At 61.3% G+C, this 17,589-nt stretch carries 17 protein-coding genes and 2 pseudogenes; 17 read left to right on the top strand and 2 right to left on the bottom strand.

Features of this window, described 5'->3' with window-relative positions:
• Positions 1-271, bottom strand: a 271-nt coding sequence (locus ACM42_RS38680; protein WP_442868914.1) for a transposase, incomplete at its 3' end; no start/stop codon positions are given.
• Between ACM42_RS38680 and ACM42_RS08995 the strand changes: the two are divergent.
• The 3 genes and pseudogenes from ACM42_RS08995 to ACM42_RS08985 form a co-directional block, all read left to right on the top strand.
• A pseudogene (locus ACM42_RS08995) lies at positions 267-831 on the top strand (transposase); the annotation flags it as partial. The gene ACM42_RS38680 and the pseudogene ACM42_RS08995 sit on opposite strands and share 5 nt — an antisense overlap.
• 300 nt (positions 832-1,131) lie before the next feature.
• Positions 1,132-2,416 (top strand): annotated as a pseudogene (locus ACM42_RS08990) (aspartate aminotransferase family protein).
• A 71-nt stretch (positions 2,417-2,487) separates the two neighbouring features.
• Positions 2,488-3,771: a Zn-dependent hydrolase gene (locus ACM42_RS08985; RefSeq protein ID WP_271527594.1), complete on the top strand. Its 1,284-nt coding sequence runs from the start codon at positions 2,488-2,490 to the stop codon at positions 3,769-3,771.
• Here the strand turns inward: ACM42_RS08985 and ACM42_RS08980 are convergent.
• Entirely contained in the window at positions 3,744-4,217 is a 474-nt protein-coding gene (locus ACM42_RS08980) for a MarR family winged helix-turn-helix transcriptional regulator (protein ID WP_271527593.1), read from the bottom strand. The two genes, ACM42_RS08985 and ACM42_RS08980, sit on opposite strands and share 28 nt — an antisense overlap.
• Before the next feature lie 247 nt (positions 4,218-4,464).
• On the opposite strand from ACM42_RS08980, the gene ACM42_RS08975 reads away from it, so the two are divergent.
• From ACM42_RS08975 to ACM42_RS08910, 14 genes are all read left to right on the top strand, one after another.
• The gene (locus tag ACM42_RS08975) at positions 4,465-5,511 is read left to right on the top strand and encodes a substrate-binding domain-containing protein (RefSeq protein ID WP_271527596.1); all 1,047 of its coding nucleotides are present in this window, start codon (positions 4,465-4,467) and stop codon (positions 5,509-5,511) included.
• Between the two features lie 66 nt (positions 5,512-5,577).
• The gene (locus ACM42_RS08970; RefSeq protein WP_271527592.1) at positions 5,578-6,816 is read left to right on the top strand and encodes an urea ABC transporter substrate-binding protein; all 1,239 of its coding nucleotides are present in this window, start codon (positions 5,578-5,580) and stop codon (positions 6,814-6,816) included.
• 62 nt (positions 6,817-6,878) lie between these two features.
• Positions 6,879-7,745 (top strand): branched-chain amino acid ABC transporter permease, encoded by an 867-nt coding sequence (locus ACM42_RS08965; protein WP_271527591.1) that lies wholly within the window; start codon positions 6,879-6,881, stop codon positions 7,743-7,745.
• On the top strand, positions 7,745-8,809 hold the full coding sequence (locus ACM42_RS08960) for a branched-chain amino acid ABC transporter permease (protein WP_271527590.1): 1,065 nt from the start codon (positions 7,745-7,747) through the stop codon (positions 8,807-8,809). The genes ACM42_RS08965 and ACM42_RS08960 overlap by 1 nt, the downstream gene beginning before the upstream one ends.
• A gap of 2 nt (positions 8,810-8,811) precedes the next feature.
• Positions 8,812-9,540, top strand: coding sequence for an ATP-binding cassette domain-containing protein (locus ACM42_RS08955; RefSeq protein WP_061882174.1), 729 nt, complete (start codon positions 8,812-8,814; stop codon positions 9,538-9,540).
• The gene (locus tag ACM42_RS08950; protein WP_194388031.1) at positions 9,537-10,238 is read left to right on the top strand and encodes an ABC transporter ATP-binding protein; all 702 of its coding nucleotides are present in this window, start codon (positions 9,537-9,539) and stop codon (positions 10,236-10,238) included. The genes ACM42_RS08955 and ACM42_RS08950 overlap by 4 nt, the downstream gene beginning before the upstream one ends.
• Positions 10,239-10,322: 84 nt before the next feature.
• Positions 10,323-11,837 (top strand): amidase, encoded by a 1,515-nt coding sequence (locus ACM42_RS08945; protein WP_271527589.1) that lies wholly within the window; start codon positions 10,323-10,325, stop codon positions 11,835-11,837.
• Positions 11,837-12,139, top strand: coding sequence for a putative quinol monooxygenase (locus ACM42_RS08940; protein WP_271527588.1), 303 nt, complete (start codon positions 11,837-11,839; stop codon positions 12,137-12,139). The genes ACM42_RS08945 and ACM42_RS08940 overlap by 1 nt, the downstream gene beginning before the upstream one ends.
• A 33-nt stretch (positions 12,140-12,172) precedes the next feature.
• Positions 12,173-12,625 (top strand): urease accessory protein UreE, encoded by a 453-nt coding sequence (gene ureE / locus ACM42_RS08935; protein WP_271527587.1) that lies wholly within the window; start codon positions 12,173-12,175, stop codon positions 12,623-12,625.
• Entirely contained in the window at positions 12,615-13,295 is a 681-nt protein-coding gene (locus ACM42_RS08930; protein ID WP_271527586.1) for an urease accessory protein UreF, read from the top strand. Before ureE ends, ACM42_RS08930 begins: the two co-directional genes overlap by 11 nt.
• Before the next feature lie 16 nt (positions 13,296-13,311).
• Positions 13,312-14,010 (top strand): urease subunit beta, encoded by a 699-nt coding sequence (gene ureB / locus ACM42_RS08925; protein ID WP_271527585.1) that lies wholly within the window; start codon positions 13,312-13,314, stop codon positions 14,008-14,010.
• Between the two features lie 2 nt (positions 14,011-14,012).
• Complete coding sequence (ureC, locus tag ACM42_RS08920; protein WP_271527584.1) at positions 14,013-15,719, top strand: urease subunit alpha; 1,707 nt, start codon at positions 14,013-14,015, stop codon at positions 15,717-15,719.
• Complete coding sequence (gene ureG / locus ACM42_RS08915; protein ID WP_271527595.1) at positions 15,716-16,366, top strand: urease accessory protein UreG; 651 nt, start codon at positions 15,716-15,718, stop codon at positions 16,364-16,366. The genes ureC and ureG overlap by 4 nt, the downstream gene beginning before the upstream one ends.
• Complete coding sequence (locus ACM42_RS08910; protein ID WP_271527583.1) at positions 16,363-17,172, top strand: urease accessory protein UreD; 810 nt, start codon at positions 16,363-16,365, stop codon at positions 17,170-17,172. Before ureG ends, ACM42_RS08910 begins: the two co-directional genes overlap by 4 nt.
• Positions 17,173-17,589 lie beyond the last annotated feature (417 nt).

The following is a 17,589-nucleotide window of genomic DNA, read 5'->3' as shown; positions in this document are numbered from 1 at the left end:
CGTTGCGACGCGACGAAAATGCTTCAGTTTGTCGAAGAAGTGGTCGACCGAGCGTTGGACTTTGCGGTCGCGCAAGTCGGGATGTGTGTCCGGCCACCGCGAGCCTCGACGAGGTTGATAATGGCCCGGGCGCGTAGCCGCGGTCGGCGACGAGGTCGCGATCTGGCCTGAGCGCTTCGATCAAGGTCGGCGCGAGGTTCTTGTCGGACGATTGACCTTGCGAGAGTACGATCCGTACAGGCATCCCCTGCTGATCAACTACCGCGTTGATCTTGGTGCTTAATCCTCCGCTCGTGGAAAAGACCCCTGATGCCGATCTGCTGCGCGAGATGATCGGCTTTGCCGCCCAAAGACTGATGGAGCTGGAAGTCGAAAGCCAGACCGGGCGGCCTACGGCGAGAAGACCCCGGAACGTCTGGCCCTGCGCAACGATTACCGCAACCGGATCTGGGAGACCCGTGCCGGTGCGGTCGAACTGCGCATTCCCAAGCTGCGCAAGGGCTCCTACTTTCCGGGCTTTTTGGAGCCGCGCCGGATGGCCGGGAAGGCGCTCACCGCGGTGGTGCGGGAAGCCTATTTGCAGGGCATCTCGACCCGCTCGGTGGATGATCTTGTTCAGGCCATGGGGATGAGCGGCATCTCCAAGAGCCAGGTCTCGCGGCAGCGCGCGGAGATAGATGATAAGTGAAGGCCTTCCTCGCCTGGCCGATCGAAGGCGACTGGCCGCATCTGTGGATCGACGGCCTGCCGACCGCGATGCCGACGGAGCTGCGGGTGATGCCCGGGCTTTACTGGCACCGCATCACCGAGACGGCCGGCCGCAAATTTTGGGCAACCATGTGCACACAATCTCTGCAGGTCATGACTCGCTTGCAAGTATTACATTGATATTGACCGTATATTTCTAGAGGCGCGAGGTTGGATGTCTGAGACTCCGATGTTTCTTGCCTCCGCTCAGCTCGACGTTGTGGGAATTCGCACATTTCTCCAAGCTGATCGTGGAATGGCTGCGGCACGGTCGCTGCAGCGGTCGCTTTGACTTGCGCAAGGCGCGGTCAGAGGAGGCTTGCGGTGAAGCAGGAACGAGAAATTCTGGCGTTGAACGCCTTCGACCAGAGCCGTGCGTCGGCGATGGGCGCCGAACTCGGGGAGTCGGTGGAACGACGACTGCGATCGTTCGGCAAGGCTTCGGTCCTGTTCTACCAGGAGCCGATCCGGATGGAACGCGCCGAAGGCGTCTACATGTTCGACGTCGAGGGTCGCCGATATCTCGATCTCTACAACAACGTCCCGTCGGTCGGGCATTCGCACCCTCGAATCGTCGAGGCCATTCGCCGCCAGGTCGGCGTGCTCAACACCCACACGCGCTATCTCAACGACGTGGTCGACGCCTATGCGGAGCGCCTGCTGGCGACATTTCCATCCGAGATCGGTCATCTGGTGCTGACGTGCACCGGGAGCGAGGCCAACGATCTCGCGCTGCGGATCGCGACGGTCGCAACCGGCCGGGGCCGGCTTCATCGTCACGGAGACGGCGTATCACGGCAACACCGCAGCCGTGACCGACGTATCGCCGTCCTCACGTCCCGGCCAGCCATTGCCGTCCCATGTGCGGGTGGTACCGGCGCCAGAGATGTTCCGCAATCCTGTCGGCGATCCCGGCAGACGTTTCGCCGACGATGTTGCGGCGGCGATTGCCGATCTCGAGCGAAGCGGTGTTGGCTTTGCAGGGCTGCTGGTGGACACGATCTTTTCGAGCGATGGTGTCTACGCCGAACCCGCCGGCTTCCTGGCGCCGACCATCGAGCTCGTCCACGAACGCCAGGGGGTGTTCATCGCCGACGAGGTGCAGCCCGGTTTCGGGCGCACCGGTGCAGCTATGTGGGGCTTCGCGCGCCATGGTGTCGCCCCCGACGTCGTGACCATGGGCAAGCCTATGGGCAACGGCTTTCCGATGGGAGGCGTCGCTCTGCGTGCGCCGATGCTTGATCGTTTTGCCGCGGACGTGAAGTACTTCAACACGTTCGGCGGCAATCCGGTGGCCGCTGCGGCAGGGCTTGCGGTGCTCGACGTGATCAAGGACGAGGGCCTGTTGCAGAATGCGGGCGAGGTCGGACGTCATCTGATGGACGGATTGCGCGAGATCGGCAATCGCCACATCCAGATCGGGGATGTTCGCGGCGCCGGTCTGTTCATCGGCATCGAGCTCGTCATTGATCGCGACGGCAAGGAGCCGGCGCCGGAGCTCGCGATCACGCTGATCAATCGCCTGCGCCAGCGCGGCTTCCTGATCGGCGCTGCCGGACCATTCGGCAGCACGCTCAAGATTCGTCCGCCGCTGTGTTTCGGCATGGATCACGCGGATATGTTCATCACCGCTTGCGACGAAGAGTTGCGCGCGATCGCGCCGGCCTGAGGGGCTCGTTCAAGTCCATGGATGCAAGGCCAGCCGGAGTTGAAGAACTGGATCGCCGATTTGGATAGGACATGACCGAGTTAAGCGATCTCATCACGAGCTTTGCCGCCATCGGCGCGACGGATGATGGCGGGGTCTGCAGGCTTGCAGCGACCGCACCTGACAAGCAGGCGCGGGACCTCTTTCTGCGCGAGATCGGTAACCGCGGCCTCGTCCCGAGGATCGATGCGATTGGCAACATGTTCGGCGTCGCAATTATTGAACCTGGGTCGAACGACGTTGTGATCATCGGCTCGCACCTCGATTCCCAGCCGACGGGTGGCCGATACGATGGTGCCTATGGTGTGTTGGCAGGCCTCCTTGCGGTTGAAGAGGTTAGGGAGCGCTGTCTTGCTAACCCCGGAGCCGCAAGACGCAACTTGGCCGTTGCGAACTGGACCAATGAGGAAGGCGCTCGGTTTCAGCACAGCCTGACCGGCAGTTCCGTTTTCGCCGGCGGTTTGAGCTTGCAGGATGCCTATGCCTGTACAGACGGTGACGGGGTCACGCTCGGCGCTGCGCTGGCTGCAATCGGCTATTGTGGCGTCACGCCACTCGAATATCGCCCGGTACGTTATGTGGAACTTCATGTCGAGCAGGGCGATCGGCTCGAGCAGGTTTCAGGGGACATTGCCGCGGTTTCCGGCGCATGGATGACGCGCAAAATATCGGCCGTCTTCGAGGGCGACTATTCGCATACGGGACCGATGCCGATGCCCTTGCGCCGGGACGCCCTGCGCGCGGCCGCCCGTGCGATAGAAGCCCTCTACGTCGAAGTGGCCCGCGAAAACGCCGGCGCGCACGCCTCCGCGGCGCGCACCAGCGTCTACCCGAATTCGCCGAATGTGGTCGCAGGCCAGGCCAAGGTCTGGTTCGAGATCCGACACGAAGACGAAGCCGTGGTCGTCGCAATTAGCGACCGTTTTCTGAAGCGGATCGAACGCGAGGCTCGCGAGATTGGAGTCGGCATCTCGATCGCTGCGGACGAGAAGAGATCCGCCTCTTCGCTCGATCGGGACGGAGTTGAATTAGTCCGTTCCGTGGCAAGGGATCTCGGCCTCAAAATCGAGACCTTCAAGACCATCACCGGCCACGACGCTTTGGCGATCCAAAAGCGCGTTCCGGCCTCGCTCATTTTCGTGCCGAGTCAGGGCGGACTCAGTCACAATCCGCGTGAATTCACAACACAGGACGCGCTCGACAAGGCTATGCGGTGCTCGCGGAAACGTTGTGGCGCATGGCCACTGCGCGAGAGTGACGTGCGAAGCGGCTTTGCAACTGGCGCCGTTCATTTCGAAGCAGCCTTATCATCGTAGCTCAAGCTTTCGCGTCCGCGAAACGTTCGTGGACGGGAAGAGACGGAGCCACCGAGCAGTTCGGAGAGCAGGCTCGTCAAAGCAGCGGCATCTGATGCGCCGAGCCTGTCCAGGATGTCCTGCTGAATGGACGAGATCAGTGGATCAATATCTTCGAAATGCGCCGCTCCTCTGCGCGAGAGGAAGATCAGAACCTTGCGTCGATCATTCGGATCAGGGCCGCGGTAGACCTCGGCCGACTGCACCATCCTGTCGATAATCTTTGTGAGCGTCGGACTATCGACAAAGAGGCGGGTTGCCAGATCGCCCATAGGCAGCCCGTTCCGTTCGGTCAGCGCCTCGAGCACACGATACTGGTGAGCGGACATGCCCCTTGGCTTGAGCTCCGCCTCGAGCGTCTGCTCGAGTAGGCGGTTCACGCCCCGGATGAGGTCGGGAAGATCCACTCTATTGGCCCTCGGCGGAGTTTATTTGATAAGTCAACCTTTGCATTGGAATATAAAGTGGAGCAAGTGGAAAGCAGATGTACTCCCGGTTGCTCAATAAATGGGCGGTTATTGCGCTCCGCGGCGAAGGAAACGGCAATCTGCATCCCGGACGGGGCGCTTTCGCTGCAAAACGGGTCTCGCCGGGACCGGATCGCCGTTGGCACGATTCGTGAGTGGTCTGTCCGGAAGCCCGGAGACGCCACAGTTGCGAAGTGTTCGAATATGTCTGCTCATCCCGCAAAGCGGTGCAGCGGGACTGTGGGCCCCTTCAGCCGAAGCCTGCGGGCGCTTGGCTGTCGACGAAATCAACCGGATCTACGGCATTCTTCGCCGTCCGGTCGAACTGCGTATCGTGAATGCCGGAGAAACCGGCGTGAGCGCCGGCCGAGCCGCGCGCGATGCAATTGAAATTGATGGCGTTGACGGCATCGTCGGCATGTTGCCCAGTTTTGCACGCGACTTCGTGGCGCGCGCGTCCCGCGGCCGTGTTCCATTCATATACACCCCGCAGTTCGAGGGCCGCTCGACGCCGGACGTCTTAGCGACCGGCGAAACCGCCGAAGAGCTTCTGGCTCCCGCGATCCAATGGCTTTCGGAATCGAGGCATGCGCGCCGCTATTTCCTCTGCGGCAATGACTATGTATGGCCGCGCTCATCGCTTCAGATTGCGCGCGCCTTGATCGGCCGCTTTGGCGGGACGGTGACTGGCGAGTGCTACCTACCCGTTGGCCAGCATGACTTCGACGAGATGCTGGACCGGATCAAAGTCACGCGTTCGGACGTCGTTCTTCCCTATTTCCTCGGGGGCGACTGCATCGCATTCAATCGGGCCTTCTGTGCGGCGGGATTGAGTTCGCGCGTGCTGCGCTTTTCCTCGGCGATCGACGAGACCGTCGCGTACGGACTTGATGTGGACGAAACGGAAAATCTCTACGCTGCTTCGAGCTATTATGCGTCGATCCGCTCGCGCAACAATGGTGCGTTCCTGGAGCGCTACCATATGGCGTTCGGTGATAGTCCGCCGCCCGTGAATGCCTTTGGTGAATCCTGCTACGAGGGCATCTATTCGCTCGCAGCCCTGATCGAAGAAGCTGCCAGCCTGGATGCGCGCAAGTTGACGCGCCTCTACGGCCGAACATTCCAGCAGCGCACGGCGCGAGGGGATCAAGCACAATCCGTGGTCGGGAGCCGGCACCCCATCTATCTCGCCAAGGTCGATGGCTACGACTTCTCGATCATCGCGCGTCGATAAATAACTTGCTTTTTCAAATATTGTATTCTTAATATTTTCCGTATCAAAAAACACATGGGGACGTCTATGCCTTTCTCCCGTCGCCGCTTCCTGCGGCACTCGGCCCTAGCCACGACGACGTTGATCGCGGCACCGGCTATTTTTCGCTCCGGTGCGTTCGGCGCCGAAAACCCGATCGTCGTCGGCAGCCTGCACGACCAGTCTGGTCCGATCGCAGCGTCCGGCACGCCCATGGTCTACGCGCTCCAGCTTGCCGTGGACGAGATCAATGCCGGCGGAGGGTTGTTGGGACGCCCGTTGAAAGTCATCCACTACGACACCCAGTCGAACATTCAGATGTACTCGCAATTCGCGCAGCAGCTTGCGGTGAAAGACAAGGTGGATGTCGTCCATGGCGGCATCACTTCGGCCTCGCGCGAGGCGGTGCGTCCGACCTTCGATCGTTTCAAGGTGTTGTACTTCTACAACGTTCTCTACGAGGGTGGTGTCTGCGATCGCAACACCTTCTGCACCGGCACAACGCCTGCGCAGACCGTGGAAAAGCTGGTGCCGAGCGCGATGAAGAAGGCGGGCAAGAAGGCCTACATCATTGCCGCCGATTATAATTACGGTCAGATCACCGCCAAGTGGATGACGAAGTACGTCAAGGATAACGGCGGCGAGGTGCTGGCGACCGACTTTTTCCCGCTCGACGTCACCAATTTCGGTACGACTATCTCGAAGATCCAGGCGGCAAAGCCCGACCTCATCCTGTCGGCACTGGTCGGCGGCAATCATACGGCCTTCTACCGGCAATGGACCTCGGCCGGCATGAAGGGCAAGATTCCGATCGCGTCGACCACTTTCGGTCTCGTCAACGAGCCGACCACACTCGATGCAGCCGAAAGCGATTCCATTCTCGGCGCCTACGGCTACTTCGAGGAGCTTACCACGCCGGCCTCGAAGAGCTTCGTCGAGAAGATCAAGAAGGCCCATCCCGACTCACCCTATGTCAGCGAGCTGGCCGCCTGCACCTATGAGGGTGTCATGCTTTGGGCTGCCGGCGTGAAGAAAGCCGCCAGCATCGATCGCATGAAGGTGATTGCCGCGCTGGAGGACGGGATCGCTTTCGATGGCCCGAGCGGCAAGGTTGCGTTGGACAAGCCGACCCATCACACCACCCGCAATGCGTTTCTCGCGGAGGTGAAGGACCGCAAATGGTCGGTGCTGGAGAGTTACTCCGACGTCAAGCCGGCCGATACTGCCAGTGTCTGCGATCTCGTCAAGAATCCGAACGACACCAAGCAGTACATCATCAATCTTTGATGTTAGCCGGGCCTCGCCACCGGCGGGGCCCGTGACTTCGAGGGGACCGAAAGAATCCAAGAATGGCGATCTACCTCATCGTCGCGCTCGACGTCCTGAATGGGATATCGTCGCTGTTCCTGTTGTGCCTCGGACTGGCGATCATCTTCGGCATGATGAAGATCATCAATCTCGCCCATGGCGAGTTCATCATGCTCGGCGCCTATGCGACTGTCATATCGGCCAATGCAGGCGTGAATATCTGGATCGCGATGCTGGTCGTTGCTCCGCTCTTCGTCGGTCTCGTCGGTCTCGTCATCGAGCGGTGCCTTATTCGCTTTCTCTACGGTCGCCTCGTCGATTCGATGCTCGCGACCTGGGGGTTGAGTCTGTTGATCATCGGAATCATCACCACGATCTACGGCAACACGCAGCAGGGTGTGCCGACTCCGCTCGGCGGTTTCTCGATCGGGTCGTATCAGTCAAGCTATTACACGCTGTTCCTGGCCGGGATGGCGATCGTGATGATGGCCGTGGTCTACGGTGTGATGAGCTACACCCGCTTCGGCCTGATCGCCCGCGCCACGATGCAGAACCCCGCGATGGCGGCCACGCTGGGCGTCAATCCGGCGCGGGTCTACATGAGTACGTTCGCGGTCGGAGCGGCGATCACAGGTCTCGCCGGAGGCTTGCTGGCTCCGGTTTCGGGCATCACGCCCGGCATGGGCGGCGCCTACGTCGCCAAGGCCTTCATGACCGTCGTCGGGGGAGGCGCCGCCATTCTGTCGGGGACGATGTCGGCGGCGAGCCTGTTCGGTGCTGTCAATCAGGTCGGCGCCTTTTTCACCACGCCGGTCTATGGCGAGGTCCTGGTGTTCACGGCGGCGATCGTGCTGATCCGCCTGCTGCCGCAGGGAATTTCCGGCCGCTTCTTCAAGGGGAACCTGTAATGACCATCCGCTTTCGCCTTGTGGCTCAGGCGGTTGCCGTCCTCATCGCGATCATCGCGATCGTGCTGATCCCGAGCGTCATCGAGCTGTTCGCAATGATGCAGTTGACGTTGTTCGCGGCAATGGCGGTGCTGGCGCTCAGTCTCGCCTTCATCTGGGGCTTTGGCGGCATCCTGTCGTTTGGACAGACGGCCTTCTTCGGCCTCGGCGGCTATGCCTACGCGATATCAGCGATCAATTTTCAGGATTCCACGCCGTCGATCCTGCTCGCCATTATCATTCCCGCGTTGTTCGCCGCGATCCTCGGCTACTTCATCTTCTTCGGCCGCATCTCCGACGTCTATCTCGGTGTGATCACGCTCACCGTGACACTGATCCTGTTCAACTGCGTCAACTCGACCTCGGGCGACGAGTACAGGATTGGCAAGGCATTGCTCGGCGGCTTCAATGGCATTCCGGCAGTGCCGACCTTCAATGTCCCATTCTATCCCGACCAAATCCTGTCGCCCGAACAATCTTGGTGGGTGACGGGCGGGACCCTGCTCGGGATATTCCTGTTGCTGCGTCTGCTGCTGTCCCTTCCGGCCGGACGCGTCATCGTGGCGGTGCGTGAGAACGAGGTTCGTGCCTCGCTGCTCGGTTACGACCCGCGGAAGGTCAAGCTGCTCACTTTCATTCTGAGCGGCGCGATCGCGGGTCTCGCCGGTGCGCTCTACGTCAATTGGGGCGCGTTCGTCGGGCCGACCATCTTCAGCCTGTCGTTGTCGGCGGAGATCATCATCTGGATCACGGTGGGGGGGCTCGGTACCTTGCTTGGCCCCATCGTTGGCTGTGTGCTCATCGAATACATCGTCGCCTATATCGGCTCGCAACAGGCCCTGAACTCCAACCTCGTGCTGGGCGCCGTGCTGGTCGTCTTCGTGCTGCTGCTTCCGAAGGGACTCGTGCCGACGGCGCGCGATCTTTTGATGCGGCTCGTGCCCGCACCGAGACCGAAGGCGCAACTCGCAGACGAGCAGTTACCGCCGTCGGTGGCGGCGTCCCACATGGCCGGAGCCGAATGACCATGGCGGACCTCGTACCCCTCCTCAAGGCAGAGCACCTCACGATGCGTTTTGGCGGTGTCGTCGCCAATGACGACATTACCTTCACATTGGAAGAGATGGAGCTGCGCTGCCTGATCGGGCCCAATGGCGCCGGCAAGAGCACTTTCTTCAAGACGCTGACTGGACAGCTTGTGCCCACATCGGGTGCGATTGCGTTTCGCGGTCAGCCGATCGCCGGCAAGCTGTCGCACGAGATCGCCCGCATGGGAATCGGCATCAAGACCCAGGTGCCGAACGTCTTCAACGGTCTCTCGGTGCGAGAGAACATCTGGCTCGCTGTTCGGCGGAAAGCGACGCCGCGCGCCCAGGGGCCCGCGGTCGATGCGGTTTTGCAGATGATCCGGTTGACGGATCATGCCGATCGCATCGTGGCTACGCTGTCACACGGCCAACGACAATGGGTCGAAATCGGCATGGTGCTTGCGGCTGAACCGGAATTGATCCTGCTCGATGAGCCGGCCGCCGGGATGACCGACGAGGAGACACTGCACACAGCCGCCATCATCCGCGAGATCAACCAGACCCGCGCCATCATCGTCGTCGAGCACGACATGGAGTTCATCAAGCAGATTGCAAAGAAGGTGACGGTCTTTCATCAGGGGCGGGTGCTGGTCGAAGACACCGTGGACAAGGTCTTGGCGGATCAGCGCGTGCGCGACGTCTATCTCGGCAAGAAGGTGGCGGCATGAGCGCGCTTCTCGAGGTCCGGGATTTACGATCGGGCTACGGCCGCATTCCAATCCTGTTTGGTCTCGACATGACGATTCAGGATGGCGAGTATCTCGGTATTCTCGGCCACAACGGCATGGGCAAGACCACGACGCTGCGTGCGCTGATGGGGCATTTGCCGACGACGGGGGGCACCGTCACGTTCGCCGGCAAGCCGATTACCCATCTCAAGCCGCACGAGCGGTCCAGGCTTGGCATTGGGCTTGTGCCGCAAGGACGAGAGATATTTCCCGACCTGAGCGTCCTCGAGAACCTGCGAATGGGCCTGGCGGCGGCGCCAAAGGAGGACCGATCGGTGATCGACGCGGTGCTTCAGGACTTTCCGCGCCTGGTGCGACTGCTCGACCGGCGTGGTGGGGCTCTGTCGGGCGGTGAGCAGCAATTGCTGGCACTGGCGCGCTGTCTCTGCACGAAGCCCCGGCTGATCCTGCTGGACGAGCCGACCGAGGGTATCCAGCCATCGATCATCGAAGAGATCGTCGAGACGCTGCTCGCACTGAAGAAGCAGTGGAACATGTCGCTGATCGTCGTCGAGCAGAACCTCGAGTTCATCACCTCACTGTCGGACCGGATTCTCAATATCCAGAAGGGGCGCATCACGGGAGAGCTCGACCGCGAAAACCTTCTGGCTCGGGACGGCGCGATGCATCCAAACTAAGTTCAATCTCCGGCGCGGCTGCGCCGGTCGTTACGATCGCTGGTTCTCTTGCTGCCGGCTTGTCCTCACAAGAAAGGATGACTTATGTCTATCAAACGCCCGACTGCCGAAGATGTCGCCGAGCTCGCCGCCAGCCTGCACATGAACATGACGGTCGAAGAGGCCGGAAGTTATCTTGCCCTCATGGGCGGGATGTTCGACGCCTACGACGTCATCGACGAGCTGCCAAACCCGCTGCCGCCGGTCAAATATCCGCGCATGCCGGGCTCCAAGCCGATGCCGAAGGACAACAAATACGGCGCATGGGCGATCAAGACCGAGGTCAAGGGCGCAGCCACCGGCAAGCTCGCGGGTCGTACCATCGTGCTGAAGGACAACGTGGCCTTGGCCGGCGTCCCCATGATGAACGGCTCGACCACGCTCGAGGGCTTCATTCCCGCCGCCGACGCAACGATCGTGACCCGCATACTCGATGCCGGCGGCACCATCGTCGGCAAGGCCGTGTGCGAGCATTTCTGCCTGTCGGGCGGCAGCCATACCTCCAATCCTGCACCAGTTCATAATCCCCTCAAGATGGGGTATTCGGCCGGAGGCTCCTCATCGGGAAGCGCCGCGCTGGTCGCAGCCGGCGAGGTCGACATGGCGATCGGCGGCGATCAAGGCGGCTCGATCCGTATCCCGGCATCCTATTGCGGCATCTACGGCATGAAGGCGACGCACGGGCTCGTGCCGTATACGGGCGTGATGCCGATCGAATCGACCATCGACCACACCGGCCCGATGACGGCCAACGTCGCCGACAACGCGCTGTTGCTGGAGGTGCTGGCCGGCGCCGATGGGCTAGATCCGCGCCAATATGCGCCGAAGGTCACGAGCTACACCGAGATGCTCCGCAAGGGCGTCAAGGGCATGAAGATCGGCATTCTCAAGGAGGGATTTGCCGTTGCGAACATGCAGGAAGGCGTTGCGTCCAAGGTGAAGGCCGGCGCAGAGCGTTTCGCAAAGCTCGGCGCCAGCGTGTCGGAAGTTTCGATTCCCGAACATCTTCATGCACTCGCGGCCTGGAACCCGATCACGCTGGAAGGATTCCTGGTCCAGATGATGATCGGCAACGGCATGGGCTTCAACTGGAAGGGCCTCTATGACGTGGGCCTGCTCGACGCCCACTCGGGTTGGCGTACCCGTGCCGACGACCTGTCGGAAACGCTCAAGCTCACAATGCTGGTTGGGCAGTGGGGCGTCAGCCATTATCGCGGTCGTTACTATGCCAAATCACGCAACATCGCGATCGCTGCCAAGGCGGCCTATGACGCAGTATTCGGCTCTTACGATCTGCTACTGATGCCGACCTTGCCCTGTGTCGCCACGCCGATCCCGGCCAAGGATGCGCCGCTCTCCGAAATCGTCCAGCGTGCCTTTGAAATGACGGCCACGACCAGTCCGTTCGACGTTACCGGTCATCCCGCGATGACCATTCCCTGCGGCCTGTCGGACGGTCTTCCGGTGGGCCTGATGCTGATCGCCAAGGACTATAACGAGGCGACCATCTATCAGGCGGCCAGCGCCTTCGAAGCCGACGGTGATTGGAAGAAATTCTGATGATCACGATCACCGCCGTCATCAAGGCAAAGTCCGGACACGAGATCACGATGCGCGACGCGTTGATGGCCGTTGCCGAAAATGTCGCGGCCAACGAGTCTGATACGATCGGATTCTTCATCTCGCAGAGCGAGGAAGATCCGTGTGTGTTCACGACGTACGAGCGATTTTCCGACAAGGCCGCGATGGATCGCCACAACGGTTCGGCGGCCGTCGCGACCTTCTTCGGAATTGCGAAGCCCATCCTGGATGGCGAGGTCACGTTGGTGACCTCAAAGGAGGTGTCGGCAACGATGCGGTGAGCCGGCTCCATTTGTCATTCACGGGAGAATATCGTGACATTACGGCTTCACGGCATCATCGGACGATCCGACGACGCGGCCTATGCGGGCCGTCTCCACCACGTCGAACATCATGGCGGGATCGAGTTCCTGTTCGTGCCGCCGTCCGACGTCGGCCGCAAGCGCTTTCGCTTGACGACCGATCGCGGAACCGATTGCGCCGTCAGCCTGGGACGGGACGAGGACCTGGTCGACGGGGCGCTGCTATTTCTCGCACATGATCGCGCCATCATTGTCCGCTTCGGCGAGCAGGAATGCTGGCGATTGAAGCCAGTCAACCAAGCTGCCGCGCTGAAGCTCGGTTGGAATGCCGGAAATCTGCATTGGCGGGTCCGTTTTGAGGGCGATCTCCTTGTTGTCCTGCTGGACGGGCCGCTCGACACTTACCGGGCACGAATTAAGGCGCTGCTCGAAGCGGGCGAGATCGTGGAGAGCGATGCTGTTTGACAGATTGCAGACGCTGGCCTTGTTGCAGCTCGGGGACAGTGCCTACCCGGCCGGCGGCTTTGCATTCTCCTGGGGGCTGGAAGGCCTTGCTGCGGACGGCATGCTTGCCAATCGCAGCGAACTCGATCGGATCATCGCGGACCAGCTTGAGCGACGCTGGGCAAGCATGGACCGTGTTCTGCTGCGCCAGGCCTTTCGGGCAGAGGATTGCGTGGCCATCGCGCGCGTGGATCGCCTGGCCGAGGCGGCAACACCTTCGGCCGAAATGCGGGAAGGATCGCGGCGGGCGGGCAGGGCGCTACTCGGGGTATGGTTCAAGCTCGATGGACCGCTATCGGTCGCCTACCGTGGCTTGGTGTCGTCGGACACCAGGCTGGGCCATCTGGCCGTTGTGCAGGCCGTCGTCGGCCGGGACGCGGGGCTCAGCCTGGAGGCAGCAGAACTGGTCTCGGGCTGGACGCTCGTAACCGGCCTCGTCAGTGCAGCCGTGCGGCTCGGGATTGTCGGCCACATCGAGGCGCAGCGCAGCCAGGAAGCCGCACGCATGTTGTTGGCGGGACTGCTTGAGGAAACTCCGCCGCCCGATGCGCTGCCTGCGAGCTTCACGCCGTTCATCGACATCGCGGTTTCGCGTGGACCGCTGCGACACGTCCGCATGTTCACGACTTGAGAGAGGATGCGTTTCCATGATGAACCTTTCACCGACCGAGATGGATCGCCTCGTCATCTTCAATGCCGCGCAAATGGCGCGCCGCAATCGGTCACTGGGAATCCGGCTGAGTCATCCGGAGGCGGTGGCCTACATTACAGACGAGGTCATGACCGCGGCGCGCCGTAATATGCCTTATGCAGAGATCCGCGACATGGCAGGCCGACTGTTGACGTGGGACGATGTCGAGCCCGGCGTCGGACAGATGATTCCGATGCTCTATATCGAATGCATGTTCGCGGAAGGGACCAAGGTGATGGCGCTTTTCGAACCGATCGGTCCCAGTGACACATCTGTCGTAGACGATATCGTGCCCGGTGAGATCATCGCGGGTGATGGGGACATTGAGAGTTTCGCAAGCCTGGCCGCGATCACTATCGATGTCACGAATACCGGCGACCGTGACGTTCAGGTTCGCAGCCACACCCACTTCTTCGAGGTCAATCGTGCCTTGCTCTTCGATCGCGCGGCAGCCTGGGGCAGGAAAGTCGACCGTCCCGCGGGGGCCGGTATCCGTTTCGAGCCGGGGGTCACCAAGTCCGTGCGGCTTGTTCCGATTTCGGGTGATCGCGTCGTGCATGGGCAGGCGGGCCTCGTCAACGGTTCGTTGGATGCGCCGTCGGCGAGGGATGATGCGCTGAAGCGGGCGCGCGCCCGCGGCTATCTGGGAGCCTGACCATGGCCATACTGTCACGCAAAGCCTACGGCGAGCTCTATGGACCGACCAAGGGCGACCTCGTGCGATTGGCCGACACCAGTCTGCTCGCCGAGATCGAGCACGACTACACCACCTACGGGCACGAATTGCTGGTCGGTGCGGGAAAGAACCTGCGCGATGGCGAAGGCGTCAACGCCTACAGGACTGCCTCACACAACATTCTCGACGTTGTCATCAAGAACGCCACCATCGTCGACGCCGTCGCCGGCATCGTGAAGGCCGACATCGGCATCCGTGACGGGCGCATTGTTGGCATCGGCAAGGCCGGCAATCCCGACGTGATGCCCGACGTGCATCCCGACATGGTCGTAGGTCACACTACGGCGCCGATTGCTGGCGGTCCTTTCATCGTCACCGCCGGCGCCATTGAGTCGCACGCGCACCTGATCTCGCCGGAGCAATCCGACCATGCGCTTTCCGGTGGGACGACCACCCTGGTCGGGAACGGATCAGGGCCGGTTTTTGACGTCGGCAGCGGGGCCGCTTCGACCTTCGCGCGCTTCCTGCAGGCTATCGAATTTTCGCCGCTCAATTTCGCCTTGTTCGGACGTGCGGGGTCCAACCCCGAGGCGATTGAGGAAGCGGTCGCGGCCGGCGGCATGTCCGTGAAGATTCACGAGGATTTCGGCGCCGCCCCCGCGGTGATTGATCAGAGCCTCATTGCGGCAGATCGCAATGATTTCGCTGTTCACCTCCACACCGACTCGATCAACGAATACGGCTTCTGCGAGGACACGATGGCGGCCGTCGAAGGTCGCACCATCCATATGTATCACGTGGAGGGCGCCGGAGGCGGTCACGCCCCAGACCTTCTCAAGGTCGTGTCGTGGGACAACGTTATTCCCTCGTCGACCAATCCGACCAATCCGTACACGTCTTACGGCATGGAAGAGGGCGTGCCGATGACGATGATCTGTCATCAGCTCAATTACAATGCGCCCGAGGACGTGATGTTCGGTGAGGCACGGGTGCGCGCCCAGTCGATGGCGGCGGAAGACTTTCTGCACGACATGGGGGCGATATCGATATTCGGCACGGATACGCAAGGCATGGGACGCCTCGCTGAGAACGTCGCGAAGTGCTGGCAGCTGGCCAGCGTGATGAAGGATCGGATCGGTCGCCTGCCCGAGGAAAAGACGGCACGTGCGGACAATGAGCGCATCAAGCGCTACATTGCCAAGCTCACCATCAATCCGGCTATCGCGGTGGGCATCGATAACCTCGTCGGTTCGATCGAGCCCGGCAAAATGGCCGACCTCGTTCTCTGGCCGCGCGCTTCCTTCGGCATCAAGCCCTATATGGTGATCAAGAACGGCTTCGTCGTCTGGGCAGCCATGGGCGACGGCAACGGCAGCCTCGGTTTGTCGGAACCGATGATCCAGAAGCGGATGTGGGGAGCGCTCGGTGCCGCACCGCAAAGACTGGGCGTCAATTTCATGTCGAAGCTCGCCATGGATGCCGATGTGACCCGCAAGCTTGGCCTTGAACGTGCCCCCGTCCAGATCAAGAATGTACGGAAATTGCGCAAGTCAAACATGTTGCGCAACACCGCGACGCCGCATGTCGAGGTCGACCCACAAACGTTCGAGGTTCGTGCTGATGGGAAGCTTCTGATGTGCCCGCCAGCGACGAAGGTGCCGTTGGCAAGACGGTATATGCTCCGATGAGCCGGCTCTCTCTCGGCAATGGACTGGCGCAGCCACGGATCGCAGCCGCACGGGTTGGAATCGGAGGACCGGTCGGTTCAGGCAAGACTGCATTGGTGGAGTGCTTGATTCCAGCACTCACTGCCCGGGGCATCGATATCGCCGTCATCACCAACGATCTCGTCACGGCCGAGGACGCCGAGCGGATCAGACGCTCCGGGCTGATCGATCCGGCACGGGTGTCGGCGGTCGAGGCGGGTGCGTGTCCGCACACCGTCATTCGCGAGGATCCCACGCTCAACATCGAAGCCGCAGATGAGCTCGAACGTCGTTTCCCGGGACTCGAGCTGATCCTGCTCGAAAGTGGTGGTGACAATCTCGCCTCGACGTTCTCGCGCGATCTGACGGACTTTTGGATGTTTGTGATCGACGTGGCCGGTGGCGACGATATTCCGCGCAAGCGCGGTCCGGGTGTCATTCGCGCCGACCTTCTTGTCATCAACAAGGTCGATCTGGCGCCTTACGTTGGCGTTGATCTGGGGTGCATGCATCGGGACGCATTGAACGTCCGCGGAGAGCGTCCGGTGATGCTCACCAATTGTCGCCGCGGCGAGGGTATCGAATCGATCGTCGATCTCCTCGAACGCGAAGTGTTGTTCAAGACATGAACAACGCAACGGCGAGCGACGCAGCGCGCCTCGATCTGAGCTTCGTTCGGCGTTCCGACCGTACTGTGATCGACCGACGGGTGTTCGCTTGGCCATTCGTGCTCACGCGGAGCTTTCATGTCGATCCGGATCGACCGGATTGCCTCAGCGTGATTGTGCAGACGGCAAGCGGGGCGGTTCACGGAGAGGACAGCCTTGCACAACGCCTTATGCTTGGCCCCGGGACGGCCGTTTGCCTAACCAATCAGGGCGCGACGTCGGTTCATCGCGCCCACCCCTCGGCGCGCGCTGTCGAGACGGTGGAGCTTGACGTCGCGAGCAAGGCCAGTCTCGAATATCTGCCCGAGCCGCGGATCATGTTTCCCGATGCGGCATTGTCACAGACGATCGAACTTGACTGCGCGCCCGACGCCTATGCGTTGATCGTCGATGCATTCACGATGCACGACCCCTGTGGCGGAGCGCGCTACTTCCGGGAGTTGGAGTCGACGTTCTGCCTAAGAAGATCGGGCGGCGAGCCGCTGCTGATGGAGCGGACGCGTTTATTTCGCCCAGACCACAGCCTCTTTCGTGGCTACGGGGCCTTCGGATCGGCATTCATTGTGCTGCCCTCTGCACATGATCTGGAAAAGCTACGAGGCAAGTTGGCAGCAGCGCTTGAGCGAATCAAAGGGCTCTATGGCGCAGTGAGCGCGTCGCCGGCGCAGGCGGGACTCGCGATCCGTCTCGCTGCCCTGGACTTAAGATATCTCCGTCAAGCGTTTGAGAGGATCAAACTGATCTACCGCGAAATGCTCTCGGAATAACTGACCGACTTCGTTCTGAAGACTTGTCCATCACCGAAGGAATGCAGGTCGAACTATCAAGCCTCGCGCGCCTCAAAGCCGGAGCCCGCCAGAAATGCACTTGCCCAGCTTCTGGTCGACATTCCCGCGCTTGTGCGCGACGGAGAGCAGCGTGTCGATCTTTCGAAGGTTGATGGTCGCCACGTGAGGTTTGAAGAGCCGGCGTACGGTATCGCACCGGGGCATGGCGAGCTGTGGGCGACACTGAGAACTCCGACCGACGCGATGATGGAGCGAGCCCACCTGGAAGCAGAAATCTGATTCGGCGCGTGGTGTCAGATCGGGGGTTGAACATGGACATCGCCTATGACGACCTGTTCGATCATTGCACAAACGATGTCGACGTCGCTTGCCCATCTTAGAAGCGCACTCGATTTG

The organism is Bradyrhizobium sp. CCBAU 25338 (genome assembly GCF_028128965.1).
In the GTDB taxonomy this organism is placed as follows: domain Bacteria; phylum Pseudomonadota; class Alphaproteobacteria; order Rhizobiales; family Xanthobacteraceae; genus Bradyrhizobium; species Bradyrhizobium liaoningense.
Note: the sequence above shows the minus strand (reverse complement) of the source record. Positions and strands in the feature narration are given on the sequence as shown.